A 25869-nucleotide genomic window follows, 5' to 3' on the forward strand; every position below is an offset into this window, starting at 1 on the left:
TTTTGGTAGACCCATTTTCATGATCAATACATCGCCATTGCTGAACTACGTTACAAGCCATCATGATATTAAAGCCATTAATCAATGGCGAACGGATGTAGAAAAGCAATTGCAGGATTCATATGAAAATGGGCAATCTATTCGGGAAGTCATTAAAGCGCGCTCAGACCTCGTTGACGAAGCACTGATCTTTTTGTGGAAACATGCCGAACTTGACCAGACAGGACTAGGTCTTTTTGCTGTGGGTGGTTATGGGCGCCGTGAAATGTTGCCCTATTCCGACGTTGATATCATGATTTTATCGGAACATGAAATTAACGAAGAAAATGAAAAACGCATTTCTACATTCATTTCCTCTTTATGGGATGTTGGCAATTTCAAGCCCGGCATTAGCGTTCGTACCATTCAAAGCTGTGTTGAACAAGCTGCTACCGATTTAACTGTTGCAACTACACTCATCGAAGCTCGTTTAATTACGGGTAATAGTCAACTTGCAAAATGGCCGCGTCGAATTGTTTCGCAAACGTGGACAGACAAAACATTTTTTGATGCAAAAATGGCTGAACAAGCTAAGCGTTACCACCAACACAACAATACTGAAAGCAACTTAGAACCTGACATTAAAAATGCGCCTGGCGGCATTCGTGATATTAACCAGATTGGCTGGATTGCTAAGCGTCATTTCCGCGTAAACCGCATTTATGACTTAGTTCATTTAGGCTTTATTTCAGAATTTGAATTAAACGTTTTAGAAGAAGCTGAAAGTTTTCTTTGGGAAATTCGTCACCATTTACATCGCTTAGCGAAGCGTGATGAAAACCGTCTTCTGTTTGATCATCAAAGAGAAATTGCGGCTCAATTTGGTTACACTCGTCAAGAAGGTCAGCCTGTAAATTACGGTGTCGAGCAGTTCATGAAACGCTACTACCGTACGGCTCAACAGGTTTCAACACTCAATGAAATGTTGTTGGCCTATTTTAGCGAATCGGTGATTACTCCACGTTTACCAAATTACGAACGTAAAATTGAAGTCGTTAATGATCACTTTAAGATTGTCGATAATAAACTTGCCGTACAGCACCACAAAATTTTCGCAGAACATCCAAGTGCTATTTTAGAACTATTCTATATTTTAGCTAATCGACCAGATATTGAAGGTATCCGCGCTCGTACGTTACGCTTACTTATTCTTGCTGCAAAACGTATTAACCAAAATTTTCGAGATAATCCTGAGCATCAAGCACTATTTATGTCAATCATTCGCTCACCTTATCGTCTATACGATACCTTGGTAGCAATGAAACGATATGGTGTTTTAGGAAACTATATTCCAGCCTTTGGTCAGATTATGGGCCTTATGCAATATGACCTATTCCATATCTATACAGTCGATGCACACACATTATTATTACTGCGCAATTTAAACCGTTTTAAAGAACCAGAATTTGCTAAAGAGTTCCCTGTTGTAAGCTCAGTTTTCCAACGTCTCGCCCGTCAAGATATTGTATTTATTGCTGCGTTATTTCATGACATTGCCAAAGGCCGCGGTGGAGACCATAGTGAACTTGGTGCAGAAGATGCGATTGAGTTTGGACGTGCACACGGCTTTACAGAGCGTGAATGTAAATTAATTGCATGGCTCATCCACAACCATTTGCTCATGTCTTTAACTGCTCAGAAAAAGGATATTTCCGATCCAGATGTTGTTAAAGATTTTGCCGAAAAACTTGGCGATATGGAACATCTTGATTATCTATATACTTTAACAGTTGCAGATATTAATGCGACAAATCCAAAACTGTGGAATACATGGCGTGCCTCGCTTATGCGTCAACTTTATACGCATGCCCGTGATGTCATTCGTACAGGTTTAAGTCGTCCTGTTGACTATCAAATGCTGATTGAAGACACTAAATTTGCAGCAAGTGAATTACTGGTAAATAACTTCTCATTGGCAGACGTTGAAAAAGTATGGCAAGAACTAGGCGATGAATACTTCATTAAAGAATCGGCAGATGAAATTGCATGGCACACTCAAGCAATTTTGAAACACGGCGACAATCCAGAACCATTAGTTCTGTTACGTGCTCATCGTAAAGCTGCTCAAGATGCCGTGCAAATCTTTATATATACGCGTGACCAACCCAACCTTTTTGCAACGACTGTGGCAGTTTTGGACCGTATGAACTTAGACGTTCAGGATGCAAAAATTATCACAGCAAGTACCGCATTTAGCTTAGACACCTATGTTGTGCTCGATCGCTTTGGTACATTACTAACCGATCCTGAACGCGAAGAAACAGTTAAAACTGCATTAGTGAAGGCGCTTAGTCAGCCAGACCAATATCCGGGACTTATGCAACGCCGTATTCCACGTCAACTACGCCACTTCGATATTGAAAATACAGTTGACGTAACATTGAATGAAGCGTTACAGCAAAACATGGTTGAAATTTCAACACTCGATCACCCCGGTCTACTTGCACGTGTAGGTGGCTTGTTTATGATGCAAGGTTTAGACATCCATTCAGCTAGAATTGCAACTTTAGGTGAACGTGCCGAAGATATTTTCTTTGTCACGAAAAAAGATGGAAAACCGTTAAATAACGAAGAGGTCAAACTCTTCTCGGAAAAGCTTAAAGCTGCATTAGATGAAGCATCTAATCAAATTTGTCAGCACTGAAACTCAACTATCTGGTAACTGTTTAATGAACTCTAGCTTGTCGTTATTGCACCCATATCCATTTGAAAAGTTAAACCAGCTTTTTAAGGATATTACTCCTGCTCATCTTCCTTTGATTCCACTATCAATTGGCGAACCGAAGCACCCAGCACCAGAGTTTGTTAAACAGGCAATTATTGACAACTTCAATCATCTATCAACTTATCCAAACAGCAAAGGCTTACCTGAGCTTCGCCAAAGTATTGCAGACTGGTTAACTAAACGCTTTAAACTTAATAGTATTAGTGCTGAAAACCACATTTTGCCAGTGTCTGGTACGCGTGAAGGGATTTTCTCATTTGTTCAGGCGCTCATTAACCGTGAAGACGCACCGTATGTGGTAATGCCGAATCCGTTTTATCAAATTTACGAAGGTGCAGCTCTACTTGCCGGCGCAAAACCTTATTTCATCAATTGCACCGAAGAAAATGGCTATTTAGGTGATTTTGATGCGGTACCCGCAGAAGTATGGGAAAAAACTGCCCTTCTTTTTGTATGTACACCAGGTAACCCAACAGGTACTGTGCTTTCTAAAGAGCAATTCAAAAAGTTAATTGCCTTGTCTGATCAATATAATTTTGTTATTGCTTCTGACGAATGCTATTCAGAGCTTTGGTTCGATCAAGCACCTACAGGTTTGCTAGAAGTTTGTGCAGAACTTGGTCGTGATGACTATAAAAACTGTGTCGTATTCCATTCACTTTCTAAACGCTCAAACTTACCGGGTTTACGCTCAGGTTTTGTTGCTGGTGATGCAGAATTATTAAAACCATATTTGCAGTATCGTACTTATCATGGTGCAGCAATGCCTGTTCAACATCAGCTTGCATCAATTGCAGCATGGAATGATGAGAACCATGTTGAAGAAAACCGTAAGCAATATCGTGCAAAATTTGATTTATTCCAAAACGAATTAGGTCACTTATTACCTCTGCAAAAGCCAGATGCTGGTTTTTATTATTGGTTAAAAGTTGATAATGATGAAACTTTTGCCAAGATGTTAATGGAAAAAGCACATATTAAGGTTTTACCTGGCCGTTATTTATCTCGTGACACAGATCAAGGTAACCCTGGGGAAAATCATGTGCGTATGGCTTTAGTTGCCGATTTAGCGCAATGCGAAGAAGTGGTTAAGCGTTTAAAAGCAATTCTCTAAGCATAAGTAAATTGTACAGCCTTTAGTAATATTAAAGGCTGTACACTACATTAACTATAAATAACCAGTAGTACTGCAAAAAATATAAAAGCCAAACTAGAGCAATAATATAAGCCCTTAGCAGAACGTTTAATCTGTTCTAGAACCCGATTTTGAAACAATAAGCGAACCAATAATAAGTTCCAACCAAGCACAACCCCAGTCATCCACGTACTCATCAGCAATTTTTGAAGCAGATTAAAGTCATGCTGAATGAGCAACATTAAGCTGCTATAAAACATAATATTTTTCGGATTAAGAAGACTAGATTGTATTCCTAACATTAAACTCTTAACTTTATCGTGCTGTTGATACTCTTGATCCATCAAACCATTTTTTTCAATAGCAATAGTTAAGGTGCCAGACCGAGCCGCACTAAAACAAAGGTAACTCAAATAAACCAAATACCCCGCCCCAAGCCATTTAAGTACTAAAAGAATGTTCGTACTCAAATTTCCAAGCACCATAAATCCAAACATACACGCCATCAAAATCAAGGCATTACCAAAAGTAATTCCCATAATGACACCATACGTATAACGCGAACCTTTTTGCAAAAGGCTGGTGAGAATCAGAAAGAAGTCAGGTCCAGGAGATAACAAAGCTAAAAAGTGAGTAAAGGCGATAACTAAAAAAACTTCCATAACGGTTTCATCTGTAAAACAGTATGGAATAGCTTAAAAATAGAGAAAAATAATTTCTTGTAAATTATTGCGCGGCAACGAGTTGAAACTGACGAGGAGTGATTCCTGTATGGGCTTTGAAAGCTTTATGAAAATGGCTCTGATCACTAAAGCCTAAATTTACAGCTAACTCTGCGAGTGGAATGCCTTGTTTTAATTGTGCTCTGGCCTGATTAACCTTTAAATTAATTTGAAATGCATGGGGTGTTAAGCCAACATTGGCTTTAAATAGACGAATAATAGCATATCGACTAAGACCTACCTGCTGTGCAAGCTCTTCTAAAGAAATAAATCGTTCGGATGATTTAATAATATGAATCAAGTCCAAAAAGCTTTCATACAAATATTGAGTTTTCTGTATTTCTTCAAATATAAAATGAGGTAATAACAACTGTGTAAGGCAATATATAAGCGACTGTTCTTTTTCGAGAATTAATTTTTGAGAATCAAATAAAGTTTCATTCATGTCAGAAAAAGCCTGATATAAATTTTCATCTTTAATAATGAGAGGTCTATGTTGGGGCAAATTTAAATCAAAGCCCTCTTTTTGAAATTCGGCATACCATTGATTAAGCCAAGATATATCCAGATGTAGCATCTGGTAACTCCAAGCCTGATCAGGCAGTGGGTTACAAGAATGTTCAATGTGAGCAGGCACAATGACTAATGTGCCGGCAGAAATCTTTTGTGCTGTACCAAATGAGCTTTGAAAAACGCTATTCCCTTCGTCGATAGCTCCAATTGAAAATGTTGGATGACTATGAGACTTATAACATATTCGGCTAAAACAAGATCTTCTAGTTTCAACATAAGGCATTCGCCCATCTTGCCAAAACTCAAAATCTTGGGGAATAGCGTTCATTGAATTTACTAACTTGCTAATGCTTTTTCAATATCAGCTTCTAAAGCTTCTGGTTTAGTCGTAGGAGCATAGCGATTTAACACAGCGCCATCTCTTCCCACCAAAAATTTGGTAAAGTTCCACTTAATCGTGCTACTACCTAAAATACCTTTAGCTTCACGTGTTAAATATCTAAAAATCACATGAGCTTCCGGTCCTTTTACATCAACTTTTGCAAACATCGGGAATTTCACCCCATAGTTGCGCTGACAGAACGTACCGATTTCTTTATTGTTACCTGGATCTTGCCCCCCAAACTGGTTGCAGGGAAAACCTAAAACTTCCAAACCTTGATCTTTATATTTCTCATAAAGTTTTTCAAGGCCAGCAAATTGTGGTGTAAAACCACATTTACTCGCAGTATTTACAATTAGTAAAACTTTACCTTTGTAATCAGCTAATTGCTTAACTTCACCCTCTAACAGTTCAGCTTCAAACTGATAAATATTACTCATGGATAGGTTTCCTCATCATTTTTTTCTTGTGATTTCAGTTGTAATGATGCCGAGTTTACACAATAGCGCAAACCAGTCGGCTGTGGTCCATCTTCAAAAACATGCCCTAAATGGGCTTCGCAATCATGACAAACAATTTCAGTTCTGACCATACCATGCGATAAATCGTCATGTTCTTCAATTGCAGTTGGCTCAATCGGCTTAAAGAAGCTAGGCCAACCACAACCACTGTCATATTTAGTATCTGATGAGAACAATTCTGCGCCGCAGCAACGGCAGACATAGGTACCATGTTGCTTAGTATTCCAGTATTGCCCCGTAAATGCAGGTTCAGTGCCCTTTTGTCGTGTAATCCGATACTCTTCTGGTGATAACTCTCTTTGCCATTCCCGGTCTGTTTTATTGACTTTTCCCATGACATGCACCTTTATTCTGATGTAAACATTTCTGATGATTGAGTTTTTATATTTACGCCATTCATCACAAAAACACTAGTCTCTGAACGTAAAATTTGTTGGAATTTAATCATCTAAGCAATAGAAAGCAAAAAGTAGGCAAAATTCAAAATCAAAAGTAAGCAAATTTATGTTTTATTTTCTTCCAAGGAAGCAAAGATGGTGCTATTCTTGTTTGGCACGGTTGTATAGGACAAAACATGTCTCAGAAAAAAAGTGTGCTTTTCCAGCAACTATTACCAGTTATCAAACAGTATCAGCAATCGGGCTTTACCCATGAAAAAATTGTTGAATTACTAAAAGATCAACACGATCTAAATTTGGTAACAGTTAAAACATTTAAAAGTTATTTATACCGATATGCAAAAGTGAATCCAGCTATGTCTAAAAATACTGCTACCCTCCAATCCATGCCAACTTCTCGAGAAATAAAGAAATCATCGAAGCTTGAGCATGTTTGTTATGACATTCGCGGACCAGTATTACGAGCCGCCAATGAAATGGAAGAGCAAGGACATAAAATCATTAAGCTAAATATCGGCAACCCTGCTCCATTTGGTTTTGAAGCCCCACAAGAAATTATTAATGACGTTGCTTTAAACCTGCCAAATGCAATTGGTTATGTTGATTCAAAAGGTATCTTCCCTGCTCGTAAGGCGATTTGTCAGTATTACCAGCAAAAAGGCATTCTAAATATGCACGTGAATGACGTGTATATCGGTAATGGCGTATCTGAACTCATTGTCATGGCGATGCAAGGCCTATTAGATGATGGCGATGAAATGCTAATTCCAATGCCGGATTACCCTCTCTGGACAGCAGCTGTTAATCTTTCAGGTGGTACAGCAATCCACTATAAATGTGATGAAGAAAATAGCTGGTATCCAGATATTACTGATATTGAAAGTAAAATTACGCCGAACACACGCGGCATTGTCATTATTAATCCGAACAACCCGACTGGTTCAGTATATCCACGTCATATTCTTGAACAGATTGTTGTGCTTGCGAAAAAATACGATCTAATTTTATTTGCTGATGAAATTTACGACAAAATTATCTATGACGGTATTGAACATGTTTCAGTAGCTTCATTAGCGGGTGACCAGCTTTGCGTGTCTTTTAACGGCTTGTCAAAAGCTTATCGTATTGCAGGTTTCCGTTCAGGCTGGATGGCAATTACCGGTGATAAAAGCCGCGCTGCTGACTATATCGAAGGTTTAGATATGTTGGCATCTATGCGCCTATGTGCAAACGTTCAAGCTCAATATGCGATTCAAACCGCCCTCGGAGGTTATCAATCAATCAATGACTTGATTCGCCCAGGTGGCCGTTTATACGAACAGCGTAATATTGCTTGGGAAATGCTAAATGAAATTCCAGGGGTAAGCTGCGTGAAACCAGAAGGAGCAATGTACTGTTTCCCTCGCCTCGATCCGAACATCTATCCAATTGAAGATGATGAAAAGTTAATGCTTGATTTATTACGTGCAGAAAAAGTGTTATTGGTTCAAGGTACAGGCTTTAATTGGCCAACTCCAGATCATTTTCGCGTGGTTTTTTTACCTGCTGAAAATGAATTACGAGAAGCAATTACTCGCTTAGGTCGTTTCTTAGCCAATCGTCGTTAAAAAAATGCATATCAAAAAAGGCATCTTAAATTGGATGCCTTTTTTGATAATTCTATTTTATTAATTTAAAAAAAAGAATTATCACAAACACCCCACCTTCCTGTCCATTCAAAAATAACTCTTTGAAGTTAAAAACTTTTCATTAGAAATTTAGTTCTTTTAACTTTTAAATTCAGTTTAAAAATTCATTTATATATTTTTTACCATACGTTTAAATTTGTGTGTAATTTCACATTTCTCTCAATCTTCATTATGCAAAAAATGCATGGATCAATATATTTTTGCATTTCACACTGCTTCAAAATCGAGCAACAATCCTTTTCCATAACAACACCACCATATTCGATTCGGTTAAAACAGATACAGATATCTAGGAAGATAAAATCGGTAGAACGACCGGACTGAACTAACAAGGAAAGCTTTCAATCATTCAAATCCCATCAAAGAATGATTGAATCAAATGGATAGAGGTTCATATGAAGCAAAAGAAATTGCTCAAGTATATTGTTATTGCTATTTTACTCGGCATACTAACAGGTTGGATTTGTCACCACTTTTTCAATGAAGGTGAACAACTCAAACAGATCGCTTCTTATTTCAGCATTATTTCAGACATCTTTTTACGCTTAATCAAAATGATTATTGCTCCATTGGTATTTGCCACAATTGTTTCAGGCATTGTATCAATGGGGAAATCTACATCAATTGGAAGTATTACACTTAAGTCAATGACTTGGTTTATTACTGCTTCGTTTGTATCGCTTGCAATCGGTATGGGTTTAGCTAACTTCTTCCAACCTGGTGCAGCTTTAGATTTAGCATTACCAACAGCTCAACAACTTAGTGGCGCCTCTCTCCCAGCGACCACTGGCTTTACACTACAATCATTCTTAAGCCATGTTTTCCCACGCAGCATTGCAGAAGCAATGGCCAACAATGACATCCTACAAGTACTCGTTTTCTCAATCTTCTTTGGTTCAGCTCTTGCTTTTGTAAATCAAGGTAAAGAAAAAGACTCTGTCATTATTCGTTTGACTGAAGAACTTAGCAAGATCATGTTCCGTATTACCGATTACGTCATGATGTTCGCCCCTTTTGCAGTATTTGCTGCAATGGCTTCTGCAATTACAGTACAAGGCTTAGGCTTGATTGTTGACTACGGTATTTTAATCGCTGAGTTCTATTTCGGTCTTCTGTTGCTTTGGATTATTTTGTTCTCTGTTGGTGCAATCGTACTTAAAAAAGATATTTTCCGCTTAGGCAAATTAATTCGCGAACCTGTAACGCTTGCTTTTGCTACAGCTTCAAGTGAATCTGCTTACCCTAAAGTAATGGATGCACTAAATAAATTTGGTGTACCTAAAAAAGTGACTAGCTTTGTATTACCTTTGGGCTATTCATTTAACCTAGATGGTTCAATGATGTACACCACGTTTGCAGTACTGTTTATTGCTCAAGCTTACAACATCGATCTTAGCTTCACTCAACAAATCTTAATTCTGTTAACGCTTATGGTGACAAGTAAAGGTATTGCGGGTGTATCACGAGCTTCTATCGTGGTTATTTCAGCAACACTCACCATGTTCCATTTACCTGAAGCAGGCATTCTCTTATTGCTTGGTATCGATCAGTTCCTTGATATGGGTCGTACTGCAACAAACGTAGTAGGTAACAGTATTGCTACTGCCGTAGTTGCTAAACTTGAAGGTGATAAAGTAGCTGACACTGAAGAGCTACCAGAGCCTGTATTAATTAAATCAACTCAAGAACAAACGACCGCTTAAGTTTCTCTTTTCTCCCACTCTCCCAACTTAAGAGCAATTTTATATGACCTTATAAAATTGCTCTTCTTTTTATTCTAAAATTAAACAATAAAAATTTATCTGTATTTTCATATTAAATAATGAACCAAAAAATGTACTTTAACCCCTATTAAATTTTATTAAAGTAAACCTTAAAAAGAGAATAAAAATTACCCAAACAGAATTTATATTCTTAGAAATAAACATCAAGTGATTAAATTTTAATTCATTTTATTAAAACTTAATTATATTAAACTATTGTAATTATTATTTAGTTTCCCTACTAAAAAATTTATATAACTTCATTTACAAATAAAAATTTTTATAATCAATACAATATAAATACCAAATGGTAAATAAAACCCCGTCACACCCATTATTTTTTAATTTTATAAAGATAAAAAAATCATTTGCTTTCTTTATATTAAAAAGCAAAAAAATCGAGATAAATTAGAAAAACTTAATAGATTTTTTATTTTATTCATGATATTTATTAACGCTGAATAAAAGCAATGACTAAGTAATTGTTGGTGAAACAAAATGCTATTCAGGGATGCTTCTTATTCAGCAAGTTACGAATATGTTTTACATGGTATGTATTTTGCTTAGGAAAAGCAGACATATTCGACAAACTTTTTTACTTTCGTCACTTCATAAGGATATTTTCGATGTTGACTAAAACTGTTAAATCTTTAGGTTTAGCGATGGGCTTATTGGCCTGCTCTCTCCCACTTTATGCAAAAAACAATGTAGTTGTTGTTGCCACTGGCGGTACTATCGCAGGTGCTGGCGCAAATTCAACAAACAGTGCAACTTACACTGCTGCGAAAGTTCCAGTTGATGCCTTAATTAATGCAGTTCCACAAATCAAAGATTTGGCGAATGTAACTGGTATTCAGGCATTACAGGTCGCTTCTGAAAGTATTACTGACAAGGAATTATTACAAATTGCTCGTCAAGTAAATGAGCTGGTAAAAAAACCATCTGTTAATGGTGTTGTGATTACTCACGGTACAGATACTTTAGAAGAAACAGCATTTTTCCTAAATCTGGTTGTTCACACCGATAAGCCGATTGTTATTGTTGGTTCAATGCGCCCTTCAACTGCTCTTTCAGCAGATGGCCCACTTAACCTTTATAGTGCAGTTGCTTTAGCAGCTTCTGATGATGCAAAAAATAAAGGCGTTATGGTTCTCATGAACGACTCAATTTTTGCTGCGCGTGATGTAACCAAAGGCATTAACATTCATACAAATGCTTTTGTTAGCCAATGGGGTGCTTTAGGTACATTAGTTGAAGGCAAGCCATACTGGTTCAGACAGTCTGTAAAACGTTTTACAAATGCTTCAGAATTTAATATTGAAAATATTAAAGGTGATGCACTTCCAATGGTACAGATCGTTTATGGCTCAGACTCTATGCTTCCAGATGCTTATGAAGCATATGCAAAAGCTGGCGCTAAAGCGATTATCCATGCAGGTACTGGTAACGGTTCAGTTGCTAACTATATCGTACCAACTTTACAAAATCTTCACGACAATAACGGTATCCAAATTATCCGCTCATCACGTGTTCCACAAGGTTTTGTAGTGCGTGATGCAGAACAACCTGACTCTAAATATGGCTGGGTAGCAGCACATGATTTAAATCCTCAGAAAGCGCGTCTTCTTGCAGCATTAGCTCTTACCAAGACTACCGATGCTAAAGAAATTCAACGCATGTTCTGGCAGTACTAAGTTTTTCAACCAGCTCAAACCTAGATGTTTGAGCTGGTCATATTTTATAAAAATAATGTCTTTTATATTAAATCTGTACAATAGATGTTCAACTCATTCTTCTTAAATAATAAAATCCTTAACAGTTTGCCAAAATATTAACCATTTCCTTTTAACTTTGCGTGTTAAACTATGCTGCGGTCGCATTAAGGATTGGTTTATGCAGTTTGTTCATCTAGGTATTTATACAGAATTTTCGATTACAGAGTCGATAGTTCGCATACCTGACTTGGTCAATGCTGCGGTTAAAGACCAAATGCCTGCGTTGGCATTAACTGATCTCTCTAACCTCCATGCGGCGGTAAAGTTTTATAATTCTTGTTTAAAAAAAGGAATTAAGCCGCTTTTAGGTAGCACAATTCGACTTGATGATGCTCAACATCGTGTCACTTTACTTGCAATGAGTGATGTTGGGTGGAAAAGTCTCACCGAAATCGTTTCACGCGGTTTTATTGAAGGACAACAGCTCAGTATTCCATGTGTACAAAAAGAATGGGTACTTGAACAGCATCAAGACATTATCGTTTTACTTGGCCAGCATAGTGATGTTGGTCAGATGCTTTGCTCATCTAACCCTCAAAAAGCTGCTCCCCTTTTAGAAGCATGGCTCGAAAAGTTTGGTAACCGTGTTTATCTTGCTTTAACACGTACTGACCGTCCCGGGGAAGAAGACTTTATTCAAGAAGCAGCTAAGCTTGCTGCACAATATAATGTTGGTGTAGTTGCACATAATGATGTGCACTTTGTAGAAAAAGAAGATTTCGAGGCACACGAAGCTCGAGTTTGTATCGCTGATGGTTATGTATTAGCAGATAATCGCCGTCCACGGACGTATAGCCCTGAGCAGCATTTTAAAACCTCAGATGAAATGATCGAGTTGTTTTCCGATATTCCTAGTGCTATCGAGAACACCTATCATATTGCCAAGCGCTGCAATGTTAAACTACAACTCGGTACTTACTTTTTACCTGACTATCCAATTCCAGATGGTTTTACCATCGACACTTATTTTGAACATTTATCAAAAGTAGGTTTGGAAGAGCGCTTAAATTATCTTTACCCTGTTGAAAAACGTGGCGAGGACTGGGCAGAGATTCGTAAGCCTTACGATGAACGAATTGATTATGAAGTCGGTATTATCCTTAAAATGGGTTTCCCAGGATACTTCCTCATCGTCATGGACTTCATTCGATGGGCAAAAAGTAATGGTGTTCCTGTTGGGCCAGGTCGTGGTTCAGGTGCAGGTTCATTAGTCGCCTATAGCTTAGAAATTACAGACCTTGACCCTCTTCGTTACGATCTACTCTTCGAACGTTTCTTGAACCCAGAACGTGTATCGATGCCCGACTTTGACGTCGATTTCTGTATTGCTGGACGTGACCGCGTTATTGATTACGTATCACGTACTTATGGTCGCGAAGCCGTTTCACAAATTGCAACTTTCGGAACCATGGCAGCAAAAGGTGCAATCCGTGACGTTGCGCGTGTATTGGGTAAATCTTACGGTTTAGCTGACCGTATTTCAAAAATGGTGCCTACCAAACCACTCGGTGTGGATTTAGCTACCGCTATTGATATGGAACCTCAGCTTAAAGATATCGTGACTAATCCATCTAACCCAGATAACGACGATGCAAGCGAAATCTGGGAAATGGCATTAAAATTAGAAGGTGTAACCCGAAATACAGGTAAACATGCCGGAGGTGTCGTCATTGCACCAGGTAAAATTACCGATTTCTCAGCTGTACTCTGTGATGCTGATGGAACAAACCGCGTTGCTCAATATGATAAAGACGATGTAGAAGCAGCGGGTCTGGTCAAGTTCGACTTCTTGGGCTTACGTAACTTAACCGTTATTGAAGACGCGATTCAAAATATTAATAAAAACCGCGACAGTAATGATCAACTCAATATCTTGCATGTTCCTCTTGACGACGCTAAAGCATATTCTGTCTTTGCCGATGCAAATACGACAGCGGTATTCCAGTTTGAATCCGTCGGCATGAAACGGATGCTTAAAGAAGCACGCCCAAGCAAATTTGAAGAAATTATTGCGTTCGTATCCTTGTATCGTCCGGGTCCAATGGACCTGATTCCTGACTTTATTCACCGTATGCATGGTGGAGATTTTGAATATCTCCATCCGCTTCTCGAAGGTGTATTAGAGCCAACATACGGGATTATGGTTTATCAGGAACAGGTGATGCAGGCTGCACAGATCTGTGCAGGTTACACATTAGGCGGCGCAGATTTATTACGCCGTGCAATGGGTAAAAAGAAACCCGAAGAAATGGTTAAGCAGCGCCAAATTTTCTTAGAAGGTGCTGCTGAAAAAGGTATTGATGAAAGCACCGCCAACCATATCTTTGACTATATGGAAAAGTTTGCAGGCTATGGTTTTAACAAATCTCACGCCGCTGCTTATGCGCTAGTTGCTTACCACACTGCGTGGTTAAAAGCTCATTACCCTGCCGAGTTTATGGCAGCCGTAATGACATCGGAAATGCAAAACACCGACAGTGTTGTATTTTTGATTGATGACTGCCGAAATAATAATCTTGAGGTCTTACCACCATCGGTCAATATGTCGACTTATCATTTCCATGCAAGTAATGATAAAACCATTGTTTACGGCTTAGGTGCAATTAAAGGTGTCGGCGAACAAGCAATGCAGTCAGTCATTGACTCTCGTCGACAATTTGGTGCTTATACAGATCTATTCGATTTTTGCCATCGTATTGATTTGAAAAAAATCAATAAGCGTACTCTTGAAGCTTTAATTCGTGCGGGTGCTCTCGATTGCTTAGGGATTGAACGTGCAAGCTTAATGGCGCAATTGCCTGAAGCTGTTCAAGCCGCTGAACAAGCTCGAAGTAATCGTGAAAGCGGTATTATGGATTTATTTGGTGAAGTTGAAGAAGTTCAGCGCAAGCCAGCTAAGCCTGTTAAGCCGTGGAGTGATGAAGTTCGTCTTAAAGGCGAAAAAGATACACTTGGATTATATTTAACAGGCCATCCAATTGATGTTTACCGACAAGAACTCAAAGCTTTTATTCCTGTAAAACTCAATGAAATTACCGCTACACGTCGTGGCGTTACTACGGTTTATGCAGGTTTGGTTATTGATGTCGCAAACTTCCCTAACCGAGTTGTTATTGTACTTGATGATGGTACAGCACGTATTGAAGTCAGCTGTAACCATGAGCGCTTCCAACGTTTTAAAGATATCGTTCAAGTGGAGCGTGTTGTAGTTTTCGAAGGCGAAATCTATGAACGAGAAGGCTTTGATCGTCCAATGGGACGTTTAACCAAAGCTTTCACCTTAAATGAAATTAGACAAAAACGTGCTAACAGTATTCAAATCAAATTAACAGAAGAGTTCATGCAGCCAACATTGGCAAAAGATCTGCAAAACATGATCTTGCCATTTTGCAATGTAGATATGCATCAGCATATCGCTCTACAGTTACAGATTGATCAACCCTATGCTCAAGCCGAGCTTCAGTTTGGTCCACAATGGAAAGTCGCTCCTCTAGACGAATTACTTGCTAAACTCAGAGATTATTTTGGTAAAGATAATATTTATATTGAGTATCAAGTAAAGTCGAAAGCAGCTAAAGCAGCAGACCCTGTTCGTCCACATGCTGTTGCCTCACCTCCTGCGGGTATGTCTATGGACGATGCATTGGATTTATACCAAAGCGAAGTTTCTCAATATTCGTAATTTCTGGAAATCTTATGAGTTCGTTTGACCACACCACCGTGTCAAAACAATTAGCACAAGTGCGTATTGTCATGGTAAATACAACTTTACCTGCCAATATTGGTAGTGCTTTACGCGCCATGAAAACAATGGGACTAATTAAATTAGTTCTTGTAGCACCTAAAACATATCCTCATCCAGATATACAAGCGCTTGCTGCTGGTGCCCAAGATTTATTTGAACATCTTGAAATTGTAGATACCTTAGAAGATGCGATTAAAGATTGTCATTTAGTATTTGGAACAAGTGCACGTAGCCGCACCATTCCTTGGCCTTTACTTGATGTGCGACCTGCGGCTAAAGAAGCCATTAAAGCAACCGCTCAGGGACAACAAATTGCTATTGTTTTTGGCCGTGAAGACCGTGGTTTAACTAACGAAGAATTAGCACTGGCAAATTATCATTTAACGATTCCTGTCAATCCGGATTATGGCGTATTAAATGTTGCGCAAGCGATTCAAGTCGTATGTTACGAACTTCGAATGTCTGCTCTGGAACAAGACCAAGTCGATCAGACTGTAGATGAAATGCCATTAGTGCAAGGCCAAAGCATGCAATGGGATGAGCCTTTGGTGACTCAGCAACAAATGGAAGAGTTTTATCCTCATCTAGAAAAAATGCTGACTGAAATTGAATTTTTAGATCCAGAAAATCCACGTTTATTGCCTTTACGCTTGCGTCGTCTGTTTGGTCGTATACAATTAGATCGTATGGAATATCATTTACTTCGCGGTATTTTTAGTCGCGTACAAGCTTTAACGAGTGGTAAATGGAAAAAAGCATTATCTGACAAGGAGGATCAACCCAATGCTTAAGCAGCTTAAAGAAGATATAAAGGCTGTATTTGCGCGTGATCCTGCTGCCCGCAATACACTCGAAGTTCTTACTACTTATCCTGGTATTCATGCAATTATGATGCATCGGGTTGCACATGAATTATGGCAAAAAGACTGTAAAGGTGCAGCTCGCCTACTTTCTTCATTTAGCCGTTTTGCAACAGGAATTGAAATTCATCCGGGCGCTAAAATCGGTAAGCGTTTTTTCATTGATCATGGCATGGGTGTTGTGATTGGTGAAACTGCTGAAATTGGTGACGATGTTACGCTTTATCATGGTGTTACCTTAGGTGGTACAACATGGAAGACTGGCAAACGTCATCCAACTTTAGAAGATGGTGTAGTTGTTGGTGCCGGTGCGAAAATTTTGGGTCCATTTACGGTAGGTAAAGGCGCCAAAGTCGGTTCAAATGCCGTGGTGACTAAAGCTGTTCCTGCTGGTGTAACTGCTGTAGGCAATCCTGCTCGCTATATTTATAAAGATGCCGACAAAAATAACGATAAAGATGAAGCACGTCGTCGTGATTATGCACAAAGTATTGGTTTTGCCCCATATGCGACAACTGCTGATCAGTCAGACCCTATTTTAGAAGGTATGCGCGTTTTGCTTGATCGTATTCAGAACAATGAAACGCGTATGAATAATTTATGCCAGCGTTTATCAGAGCTAGACCCTAGCTTCAAAAAAGAAAATCAAGATGAACAACCTTTTAGTGATGAAGAGCTAAAAATTCTTGAAGAAGTGCGTCGTGAATGTGGCGCACAAAACAAGATATCAAAAACGTAATATTCTTGATTCATAATGTAACACGCTTACTCTTGCATGTCGGTTTAGCTTTTCCTAGACTTACCACTACCAAATCTGACTTTACTAAAATGAACGGAAGACCCTATGAATTTTAAGCCTTTGGCATATATCATCCTTGCGACCTCAAGTTTAACAGCTTGTACAATGGCACCTGTAAAACAACAAAAAATTGAGCCTTTTGTTTTCAAGGAACCAGAGCTTACTCCTCCTTTTTATGCACTAAATCCATTTAACTATGATCAACCGCCAGCATTTGAAGTTGCGTTAAAAGACGCTGCTGCACAGCCGGTAACAAAAATGGTGGTTAATCGTCAAGATGACCCAACCAAACAACTTACTCTCGACACTAATAAACTGATTGTCCCAACTGTAAATAATTCACAACGCTCAATGAAATATGCAGTTTTAGCTGGCGAGAATGAAATTGATGTTACGAGTATTGATGACTTCTTACAGTTAGTGGAAGGCAAAGCTCGTCACTATCCACCACGCTTTACTGACCGCCAAGAACGTAAAGGCTTTGAAAGTAAACTTAAAGAAGTAACACAGCAACTTGATACACTTGCTGCAAACCCAAATGCGTCATTTGATATTTTGCTTCGTGCTTTTAAAGCAAGTGTTCTTGCACGTAACCTTGATTTAGGAACCGTTCACACTACTAAATCTTTAGAATATGCTCAAAGACTTTTAAAAATTAGCCCAGATGATGCAGAAGCAAACTTCTGGTTCGGTTTTGGCTTATCTGAAGGTGGTGGTCAACGCGAAGCGATTCCATATTTAGATAAAGCGATTAAAGGTAATGTTCAAGAAGCATATTTAGCTGCTGCAAATAACTATATTGCGATGGAGCAAAAGAAAAATGCGATCCAGACGCTTAAGAATTATAAAGTTAAATATCCAGATGAATCGGAAATTGCTGACCGTTTAATTCAAGAGATTGAAAAACAAGGTCGTTGGAATGTATGGCAAGTTTTAACTAACCCTGCAATGTCTCCTGCTACTTCTACTGCAACATCAAAAAAATAAGATTAATTAGATAAAAAGGGCTGTTTTGACAGCCCTTTTTTTTATTTGATCATTTGAAAAATACTTTAAAATTTGTATGATCTACCTACCATTGAGCCACTATATTTTGACCATAATGTTTCCAATAAAAAGAAGCAAAACACTATTGACGGTCATGCTACTCGGTTCAATTCTGAGTGGTTGTCAGGTCGTCAATGTTAAACAGCAAGCTTTGAACGTAACGATTGCAAATGAACGTAATAGTATTCTTACGCAAGATAAACTCAGCGAAGCAAGTCTGAATGTTTTATCGATGTCTGGTCAGGAAGCTAAAGTTTGTACAGACACCCCTGATAACTGTGTAAATCAACTCAAAAAATTACCTCAAATTTTAGATGAACAGTTCTTATCAGCTGCAAGTGAAATGTATCTGGCAAAAGCAATGGCTTTATCAGATTCTTCGGATTGCAAAATGAGTAGATTTGCTAAACATAAGTCTGAAGAAGAAAAAACAAATATTCAAAATAAATATCATGATTGCTTAGACCAACAATTAAATTTACTAGATAAAAGTATTCGTTATAGTTATGCCTATCTATTTGCAACGAAGCGTCAGCCCACTGACCGTATTTTTGATAATAGACAAGTTCAGATTCGAGACTTCTATAATCAGGCAATTGCCAAAATGGTCGGTGTTTATGATTTGAGACATCCCCAAAAAAATGGTGTCGAACCCCAAATTCATATTGGTAAAAGTGTGTATTCAATTGACTTTGAATTTCATAGACAGTTAACGGGTCAAAAATTAGAAAAATTAATTTCAAGTTATAACTTAAATTTTTCAGGGTTAAGAACGATTAACCGTCGTGATGGTTTTGGGTCTGAATTTGTCGCTGTTTTTCCGAGTTCAGGAAGCGAAGATATTAATGAATATATTTTAGACCCACTTAAATACAATTATAAAAATGGTGTTAATCCAAATATTCATCATGCACGTTATTTGGCTGCAACTATTGTAGCTGAACCAAAACATGCAACCACTGTTGAAGAAATTATTAATAATCCTGAATTCGTAATTCGGGTTTATGATCCATACCGGACCGATAATATTAGTGTAGCAGGTAAACAATATCCTCTAGCAGCCAACTTTTCAGCGCCTTATGGTTTATGGTTAGCTGAAAATAATTTAGGTGTAGCGGCTTATTTAAGTCTAATTGATCGTGATCAGCATTTGACCATGCCACATCTCTACATGCTTGAGCCTTATAATCCAAATAAGAAAATTATTGTGTTAGTCCATGGGCTCGCAAGTAGTCCTGAGGCATGGATTGCTTTGACCAATGATGTTATGGGTGATACGGTTTTAAGAGATAATTATCAAGTTTGGCAAGTTTTCTATTCGACTAATATGCCGATTCTGGAAAGCCGTTTCCAAACTTATGCCCTTCTTAAGCAAGCTTTTGGTTCTTTGAACCCTAATGATCCTGCTGCACATGATGCTGTACTGGTTGGACATAGTATGGGAGGTATTATTAGCCGTTTACTGGTAAGTGATGGCGATATTACCAAGCCTGCTTTAGAGCTAATGACGACACGTCAGCAAAACCGCTTTAAGAAACATCCAATGGTTACTGAACGATTGCAAATGCATTCAATTAATAATTTTGATCGCGCAATTTTCTTGGCTTCTCCTCATCGAGGTACAGATTATGCAGATCGATGGTTTACATTAGCGGCGCGTAAAATTATTCGTTTACCGGGCGCATTTTTGTCAGCCGTAGCGACTTCACTCACCACTGAAAATTTAGATGTTAAAGATTTCTTAAGTAATATTGATAATGGTTTGATTCAAAATGGTCCAAGTGATTTGAGCCATCAGTCCAAATTTATGGAACTCACGGAAAATATTAATCCACATCAAGGTTTAGTTTTTCACTCAATTATGGGAAATATTACCAAGAGCGATGATCCAAATGTCATTACTGATGGTATTGTCCCTTATAAGAGTGCTCACTTAGAGGGTGCCAAATCTGAGAAGGTTCTTCCAGGTGGACATTCAATTCAGTTAACACCGCAAGCCGTTTTAGAACTGCGTCGTATTTTACGAGAGCATTTAGTCGAACATGGTTTATATAAACCATAAAATAAAAAGAGCCAAAGGATAACCTTTGGCTCTTTTGTTTCTGGATCTAAATTTTACTGCCCCGAACGGATGATGTAATCAAATGCAGAGAGTGATGCTTTAGCACCTTCACCTGTGGCAATAATGATTTGTTTGTACGGAACCGTAGTACAGTCACCCGCAGCAAACACGCCTTTTACATTGGTTTCATTACGGTCATTTACAATGATCTCGCCACGATTGGTTAACTCAAGCTCACTGTCTTTCAAGAAGTCAGTGTTTGGCAATAAACCAATCTGTACAAAGATCCCTGCAAGCTCAACCACATGTTCTTCTTCGGTCGCACGATCTTTATATTTAAGACCTGTCACTTGTGATCCGTCACCTAACACTTCCGTACTTAAGGCATTCATAATCACAGTGGTGTTTGGCAAGCTATGCAATTTGTTTTGCAAGACTTGGTCAGCACGTAGTTTGGTATCGAACTCTACCAAAGTGACATGCTCAACAATCCCTGCAAGGTCAATTGCAGCTTCAACACCTGAGTTACCGCCACCAATCACGGCAACACGTTTGCCTTTGAACAATGGACCATCACAGTGTGGGCAGTACGCAACACCACGGGTACGGTATTCTTGTTCACCCGGTACATTCATTTCTCTCCAACGTGCACCTGTAGAAAGGATTACTGTTTTCGATTCAAGTTTTGCACCGTTTTCAAGTTCAACTTCAACCAGACCATTTATCGTTTGGTTTGCACCTGTGATTTTGCTGACACGTTGCAGGTTCATGATATCAACATCGTATTCACGAACATGTGTTTCCATCTCGGCAGCAAACTTAGGACCTTGAGTCTTTTGTACAGAAGTGAAGTTTTCAATGTCCATGGTATCCATGACCTGACCACCGAAGCGCTCAGCCACGATACCTGTGTTGATACCTTTACGTGCCGCATAGATTGCAGCCGTTGCACCCGCAGGTCCACCACCAATCACCAATACATCAAAAGCATCTTTGGCATTCAATGCCGCTGCATCTTTTTCAGCTGAGTTGGTGTCGAGTTTTGCCACAATCTCTTCAAGGGTCATACGACCTTGACCAATGTGTTCATTGTCTTGGAACACCATTGGAACCGCCATGATTTTGCGTTGTTCCACTTCGTCTTGGAAGAATGAACCATCAATCATGGTTGCGGTTGTATTCGGGTTATAAATCGCAATCAGGTTAAGCGCCTGTACCACATCAGGACAGTTATGACAGCTTAGCGATACAAAAACATCAAAGTTGGCTTTGAGGTTTAAACCTTTAATCTGGTTCAGCACTTCATCAGACACTTTAGGTGCATAGCCAGACACCTGTAACAGGGCCAAGATCAAAGATGTAAACTCATGGCCCATCGGTAAGCCAGCAAAGAACACACGAGGTTGTTGACCTGCTTTAGCTACACCAAAGCTTGGACGGCGTGTATTGTTGCCATCAAAACGGGCAGTTACTTTGTCAGAAAGTTCAGCAATTTCGGTTACTAACTCTTTAATTTGAGCCGCTTTATCTGATTCATCTAAAGCAGCAACTAATTCGATTGGACTTTCTAAACGTTCTAAATAAGCTTTTAATTGAGTTTTGATGTTTTGATCTAACATCTGTTTTTACTCCAATGCATCCAAATTCTTTCAATAGATACATAGTACGTTAAAACACAAAATAGGTAAAATAGTATGTTTTTATAGATTCAATCGGTTTTTTAGATTTTATTCTTATTTACTTGAATCAAAAAAAGCCGACCTGAACTCATCCAGCGCAGGTCGGCAAACTGGTTAAACTAGAGTAAAACAACACCAAATACAGCCCCAGCAATCAGGACATGCAAAGGATGAACTTTCTTAATTAAAGATAATAAAGTTGCAATAACCACCATAATAATCAGTAAAGTATTTATTGCAGCCGCCTCAGAAATAATCCACGCACTGGCAAGTACTGTTCCAACGGTGACGGGTTGTAAAGCAAGCTGTAAAACACGGCGCCATTTCTTATCTTTAAATTTTGACCAGCCTCTCATGACAAACACTGTAATGATTGATGAAGGTAAAAACTTAGCAGTAGATGTCACAAGCAGACCTGACAACCCTGCTACATGCCATCCCACCAAAGGTACAATCATCATGTTCGGACCAGGTGCTGCTTGAGCTATGGCAAATAATGCACTAAATTCTTGTGCTGTCATCCAGTGATGGATATCAACCACTTGACGTTGCATTTCAGGCAAAATTGTATTTCCGCCACCAAAAGCAATAAGTGATAACTGAGTAAAAATGATGGCTAAAGTCAGTAGAACTGCACCCATTACACACGTCTCCAAATGATGGCTGAATAAAATGACAATAAAACTAGCATAGTTATCAGTAAGGATATTTTCAGAAAAGCGATACTGACAATTGCCACTACGACTACACAGATCGCTAGTGGATTACGTAATAAAGGCTTGAGCATTTTTAAGCCTGTTGCCACGAGTAGCCCAGCGGCGGCGGCGGCCAATCCTTCAAAAAGATGCTTGACCATGAGGTTATCTTGAAACTGCTCATAGACATAATGTAAAAGTACAACAATGACTGTTGGCGCAAAGATTAAACCAATCAGGGAGCTGACTGCACCACGAACACCACGAAACTCCATGCCAATCGCAACAGATAAATTAATAATATTGCCGCCTGGTAAAAATTGGCATAACCCAAGTAATTCAGTGAATTTTTCAGGACTTAGCCACTGCCGCTGCTCTACAACGACTTTACGCGCTAAAGGCAATACACCACCAAATCCGATTAAACCTAATGTTAAAAAACCTAAAAATAGTTCTGTGCAGGTTGGTACGCTCTCCTTCTGCACGGCAATCTCAACATGGTTCATTTTCGTTACTTTTCACTTTATCTGACTCAAATAGAATGCTACTTTTATGACATATCTACAAATGCTTTTATTTTCGTTAACCATACTCTAAAGGTATTTCTATGCTCGATTTGCACAAGCTTCATGCCTTTGTTGTGGTCGTCGAAGAAAGAAACATTACTCATGCAGCAAACCGGCTATTTATTCAACAGCCTCCTTTAACGCGTTTACTCAAAAAACTTGAAGAAGAGCTTGGTACACAATTACTTATTCGCCAGCCTCGTGGAATTGAACCAACCGAAGCAGGTTTAGCATTATTTAAAGAAGCACAAATTTTATTAGAACATGCCAGACAGATTCCAAAATTAGTTCAAGATGTTAGCCAAGGTAAAACTGGACAACTCAATATTGGTTTTACAAGTTCCGCAGGCTTGCACCCACTTATTTCATTAGTATTACGTTCATATCGGGAAATCTATCCAAAGGTACAAACCAAACTTGAAGAAGCAGGCAGCCAAAAACAATTAGATCGATTAATTTCGGAAAAGCTTGATATCGCTTTTCTAAGAGCACCTATTAGTCGCGATATTGGATTAAAACATATTCACATACTAGATGAGCCAATGGTGGTGGCATTGCCTATAGGGCATCCACTTACACATAAAGAAAAAGTGAGTTCAAGTGACTTATCAGATGAAAATTTTGTTTTATACCGTCGTTCTTCAGGACAAGGTTTATATGACAATATTTTATATAGTTGTTATCAAGCAGGTTTTAGCCCACGTATTATTCAGGAAGCACCTCGACCTACCGCAACATTAAATTTAGTCGCTGCTGGAATTGGTATAACTATTGTACCAGCCTCAATGCATAATTTCTGGAACCATGAAATTGTTTATCGCGAATTTGATAGTTCAATAAAACTTAATGCTCCTCTTTACTTAATTACAAGAGAAAATGAAAATTCAGCCAAAGTGGCAAATTTTATTGACCTCTTACAAACATTATTACCTACCATCTAAATTCGCATTAAATATCAATAAAAAAGTGCTCTAAAGTGAGCACTTTTTTATTGTGATAAATCTACTATTTTTGATTGATTCGTTTAGATAATTCTTCTGCCGATTCTTTACGTTCCGAATAGCGATCTGTCAGATATTGTTTTTGTCCACGTGTTAATAAAGTGAACTTATAGAGTTCCTCCATTACATCGACAATTCGGTCATAGTAAGAGGATGGTTTCATACTTCCATCTTCTTCAAATTCTAAAAAAGCTTTAGCAACTGAAGACTGATTCGGGATCGTAATCATACGCATCCAGCGCCCTAAAATGCGCATTTGATTCACAGCATTGAAAGATTGAGAACCTCCACTAACCTGCATAACAGCTAAAGTTTTACCTTGAGTTGCACGAATTGCTCCGCCAGCTAAGGGAATCCAATCAATCTGAGCTTTTAAAATCGAACTCATCGCACCATGACGTTCTGGTGAACACCACACCATACCTTCTGCCCAAGCCAAAAGCTCATGCAACTCTTGCACTTTAGGATGATCTGTTGCTGCATCCTCTGGTAAAGGTAAACCTTTAGGATGAAAAATTTTGACCTCGGCACCTAAATATTCAAGAATTCGGCCAGCCGTCAACACAGCAAAACGGCTATAAGAACGCTCACGATTAGACCCATATAGCAATAAAATGCGTGGTGGATGTTCAAGTTGCTGTGCTTGCACTTGTTCAAAGGTAGGCTTATCTAAAAGATTTAACGCTACATTTGATAAATCATTGTTAAGACTGTTCATGTGAGAAATACTTTTTCTTGAGCCAAAGAGAAACTGAAACGAGTGAAATTAAAACCGGAACCTCAACTAATGGTCCTATGACTGTAGTAAATGCTACAGGTGACGCTAAACCAAATGTTGCAATCGCAACGGCTAAAGCGAGCTCAAAGTTGTTACCCGCAGCGGTAAATGAAATGGCAGTGGTACGTGGGTAGTTATTTCCCATACGCTTACTCATAAAGAAACTAATGAAGAACATCACCACAAAGTAAATCGTCAGTGGAATTGCAATTCGCAGCACATCTAAAGGTAAGCTCACCACATCACCACCTTTTAAGCTGAACATCCCCACAATGGTAAAAAGTAATGCAATCAAACTAATTGGACTAATTTTTGGCAAGAATTTAGTTTGATACCAATCTAATCCTTTTGCTTCCACTAAAATGAGTCGCGTTAGAAAACCCATTAAAAATGGAATACCTAAATACACCAATACAGCATGGGTAATGGTCCAGAAATTCACATCGATGACTTGACCCGCCACACCAAAATACGGCGGCAAGAAAGTTAAGAAAAGCCATGCATAAGTACTAAAGAATAAAATCTGGAAGATACTGTTAAAAGCAACTAAAGCAGCAACATATTGGTTATCCCCACATGCTAAACCGTTCCATACCAATACCATTGCAATGCAACGTGCCAAGCCTATCAGGATTAGACCTGTCATATATTCCGGATAGTTATGCAGAAAAATAATCGCTAAAGCAAACATCAAAATTGGAGCAATTAACCAGTTTTGTACTAAAGACAAAGCCAACGTTTTTTTATCTTTAAATACTTCGGGTAAAGTTGCGTAATCTACCTTTGCCAAAGGTGGGTACATCATTAAAATTAAACCAATTGCAATCGGAATATTGACGTTATCTACACTAAGTTGATTCAAAGAAACCGAGGCTTGAGGAAAGAAAACACCTATTGCCACCCCTAAACCCATGGCAATAAAAATCCATAGCGTTAGGTTCCTGTCTAAAAAAGAAAGCTTTTGCTTAGTCATCTC

The 25869-nt window shown here is 38.6% G+C and carries 20 protein-coding genes; 11 read left to right on the plus strand and 9 right to left on the minus strand.

Annotated elements, in window-relative coordinates; translation table 11 throughout:
- Positions 1–19 precede the first annotated feature (19 nt).
- Entirely contained in the window at positions 20–2683 is a 2664-nt protein-coding gene (gene glnD / locus FY048_RS06725) for a [protein-PII] uridylyltransferase (RefSeq protein WP_016138449.1), read from the plus strand.
- Positions 2684–2708: 25 nt separating this feature from the next.
- A complete protein-coding gene (gene dapC / locus FY048_RS06730) occupies positions 2709–3878 on the plus strand; it encodes a succinyldiaminopimelate transaminase (protein WP_209830906.1) in 1170 nt (389 codons plus the stop codon).
- Between the two features lie 50 nt (positions 3879–3928).
- Here the strand turns inward: dapC and FY048_RS06735 are convergent, their stop codons facing one another.
- The 4 genes from FY048_RS06735 to msrB all read right to left on the minus strand — a co-directional run bounded on the left by FY048_RS06735 (position 3929) and on the right by msrB (position 6372).
- Positions 3929–4561, minus strand: a complete 633-nt coding sequence (locus tag FY048_RS06735) for a LysE family translocator (protein ID WP_446090605.1) — start codon at positions 4559–4561, stop codon at positions 3929–3931.
- 64 nt (positions 4562–4625) lie between these two features.
- Positions 4626–5462, minus strand: a complete 837-nt coding sequence (locus FY048_RS06740) for an AraC family transcriptional regulator (RefSeq protein ID WP_446090606.1) — start codon at positions 5460–5462, stop codon at positions 4626–4628.
- 8 nt (positions 5463–5470) lie between these two features.
- Positions 5471–5956: a glutathione peroxidase gene (locus FY048_RS06745; protein ID WP_003651303.1), complete on the minus strand. Its 486-nt coding sequence runs from the start codon at positions 5954–5956 to the stop codon at positions 5471–5473.
- The gene (gene msrB, locus FY048_RS06750) at positions 5953–6372 is read right to left on the minus strand and encodes a peptide-methionine (R)-S-oxide reductase MsrB (protein ID WP_004792889.1); all 420 of its coding nucleotides are present in this window, start codon (positions 6370–6372) and stop codon (positions 5953–5955) included. Before msrB ends, FY048_RS06745 begins: the two co-directional genes overlap by 4 nt.
- A gap of 239 nt (positions 6373–6611) precedes the next feature.
- Here msrB and FY048_RS06755 point away from each other — a divergent pair, with 239 nt between their 5' ends.
- The 8 genes from FY048_RS06755 to FY048_RS06790 all read left to right on the plus strand — a co-directional run bounded on the left by FY048_RS06755 (position 6612) and on the right by FY048_RS06790 (position 20174).
- Complete coding sequence (locus tag FY048_RS06755; RefSeq protein WP_446090607.1) at positions 6612–8042, plus strand: pyridoxal phosphate-dependent aminotransferase; 1431 nt, start codon at positions 6612–6614, stop codon at positions 8040–8042.
- 476 nt (positions 8043–8518) lie between these two features.
- Entirely contained in the window at positions 8519–9826 is a 1308-nt protein-coding gene (locus FY048_RS06760) for a dicarboxylate/amino acid:cation symporter (RefSeq protein WP_424612973.1), read from the plus strand.
- Between the two features lie 686 nt (positions 9827–10512).
- Entirely contained in the window at positions 10513–11580 is a 1068-nt protein-coding gene (locus FY048_RS06765; protein WP_198495981.1) for a type II asparaginase, read from the plus strand.
- Between the two features lie 199 nt (positions 11581–11779).
- On the plus strand, positions 11780–15343 hold the full coding sequence (gene dnaE / locus FY048_RS06770) for a DNA polymerase III subunit alpha (protein WP_446090608.1): 3564 nt from the start codon (positions 11780–11782) through the stop codon (positions 15341–15343).
- A 14-nt stretch (positions 15344–15357) separates the two neighbouring features.
- On the plus strand, positions 15358–16197 hold the full coding sequence (locus tag FY048_RS06775; protein WP_446090609.1) for an RNA methyltransferase: 840 nt from the start codon (positions 15358–15360) through the stop codon (positions 16195–16197).
- Complete coding sequence (gene cysE / locus FY048_RS06780; protein ID WP_003651295.1) at positions 16190–17005, plus strand: serine O-acetyltransferase; 816 nt, start codon at positions 16190–16192, stop codon at positions 17003–17005. The genes FY048_RS06775 and cysE overlap by 8 nt, the downstream gene beginning before the upstream one ends.
- 105 nt (positions 17006–17110) lie before the next feature.
- The gene (locus tag FY048_RS06785) at positions 17111–18052 is read left to right on the plus strand and encodes an ABUW_2363 family tetratricopeptide repeat lipoprotein (protein WP_446090610.1); all 942 of its coding nucleotides are present in this window, start codon (positions 17111–17113) and stop codon (positions 18050–18052) included.
- Between the two features lie 115 nt (positions 18053–18167).
- A complete protein-coding gene (locus tag FY048_RS06790) occupies positions 18168–20174 on the plus strand; it encodes an esterase/lipase family protein (RefSeq protein WP_446090611.1) in 2007 nt (668 codons plus the stop codon).
- A gap of 53 nt (positions 20175–20227) precedes the next feature.
- Here FY048_RS06790 and ahpF read toward each other — a convergent pair whose 3' ends face one another.
- From ahpF to FY048_RS06805, 3 genes are all read right to left on the minus strand, one after another.
- Positions 20228–21793 (minus strand): alkyl hydroperoxide reductase subunit F, encoded by a 1566-nt coding sequence (ahpF, locus tag FY048_RS06795; protein ID WP_446090612.1) that lies wholly within the window; start codon positions 21791–21793, stop codon positions 20228–20230.
- A gap of 179 nt (positions 21794–21972) precedes the next feature.
- Complete coding sequence (locus FY048_RS06800) at positions 21973–22494, minus strand: chromate transporter (protein ID WP_209733388.1); 522 nt, start codon at positions 22492–22494, stop codon at positions 21973–21975.
- Complete coding sequence (locus tag FY048_RS06805) at positions 22494–23054, minus strand: chromate transporter (protein WP_446090613.1); 561 nt, start codon at positions 23052–23054, stop codon at positions 22494–22496. Before FY048_RS06805 ends, FY048_RS06800 begins: the two co-directional genes overlap by 1 nt.
- Positions 23055–23155: 101 nt before the next feature.
- Between FY048_RS06805 and FY048_RS06810 the strand changes: the two genes are divergently transcribed.
- On the plus strand, positions 23156–24055 hold the full coding sequence (locus FY048_RS06810; RefSeq protein WP_446090614.1) for a LysR family transcriptional regulator: 900 nt from the start codon (positions 23156–23158) through the stop codon (positions 24053–24055).
- Between the two features lie 64 nt (positions 24056–24119).
- Here FY048_RS06810 and arsH read toward each other — a convergent pair whose 3' ends face one another.
- Positions 24120–24833 carry an arsenical resistance protein ArsH gene (gene arsH / locus FY048_RS06815; RefSeq protein ID WP_198495985.1) on the minus strand — a complete coding sequence of 238 codons (714 nt, stop codon included), beginning with the start codon at positions 24831–24833 and terminating at the stop codon, positions 24120–24122.
- Positions 24820–25866, minus strand: a complete 1047-nt coding sequence (gene arsB / locus FY048_RS06820; protein ID WP_446090615.1) for an ACR3 family arsenite efflux transporter — start codon at positions 25864–25866, stop codon at positions 24820–24822. Before arsB ends, arsH begins: the two co-directional genes overlap by 14 nt.
- Positions 25867–25869: the final 3 nt, after the last annotated feature.

It is taken from the genome of Acinetobacter sp. 1124_18A (assembly GCF_052824995.1).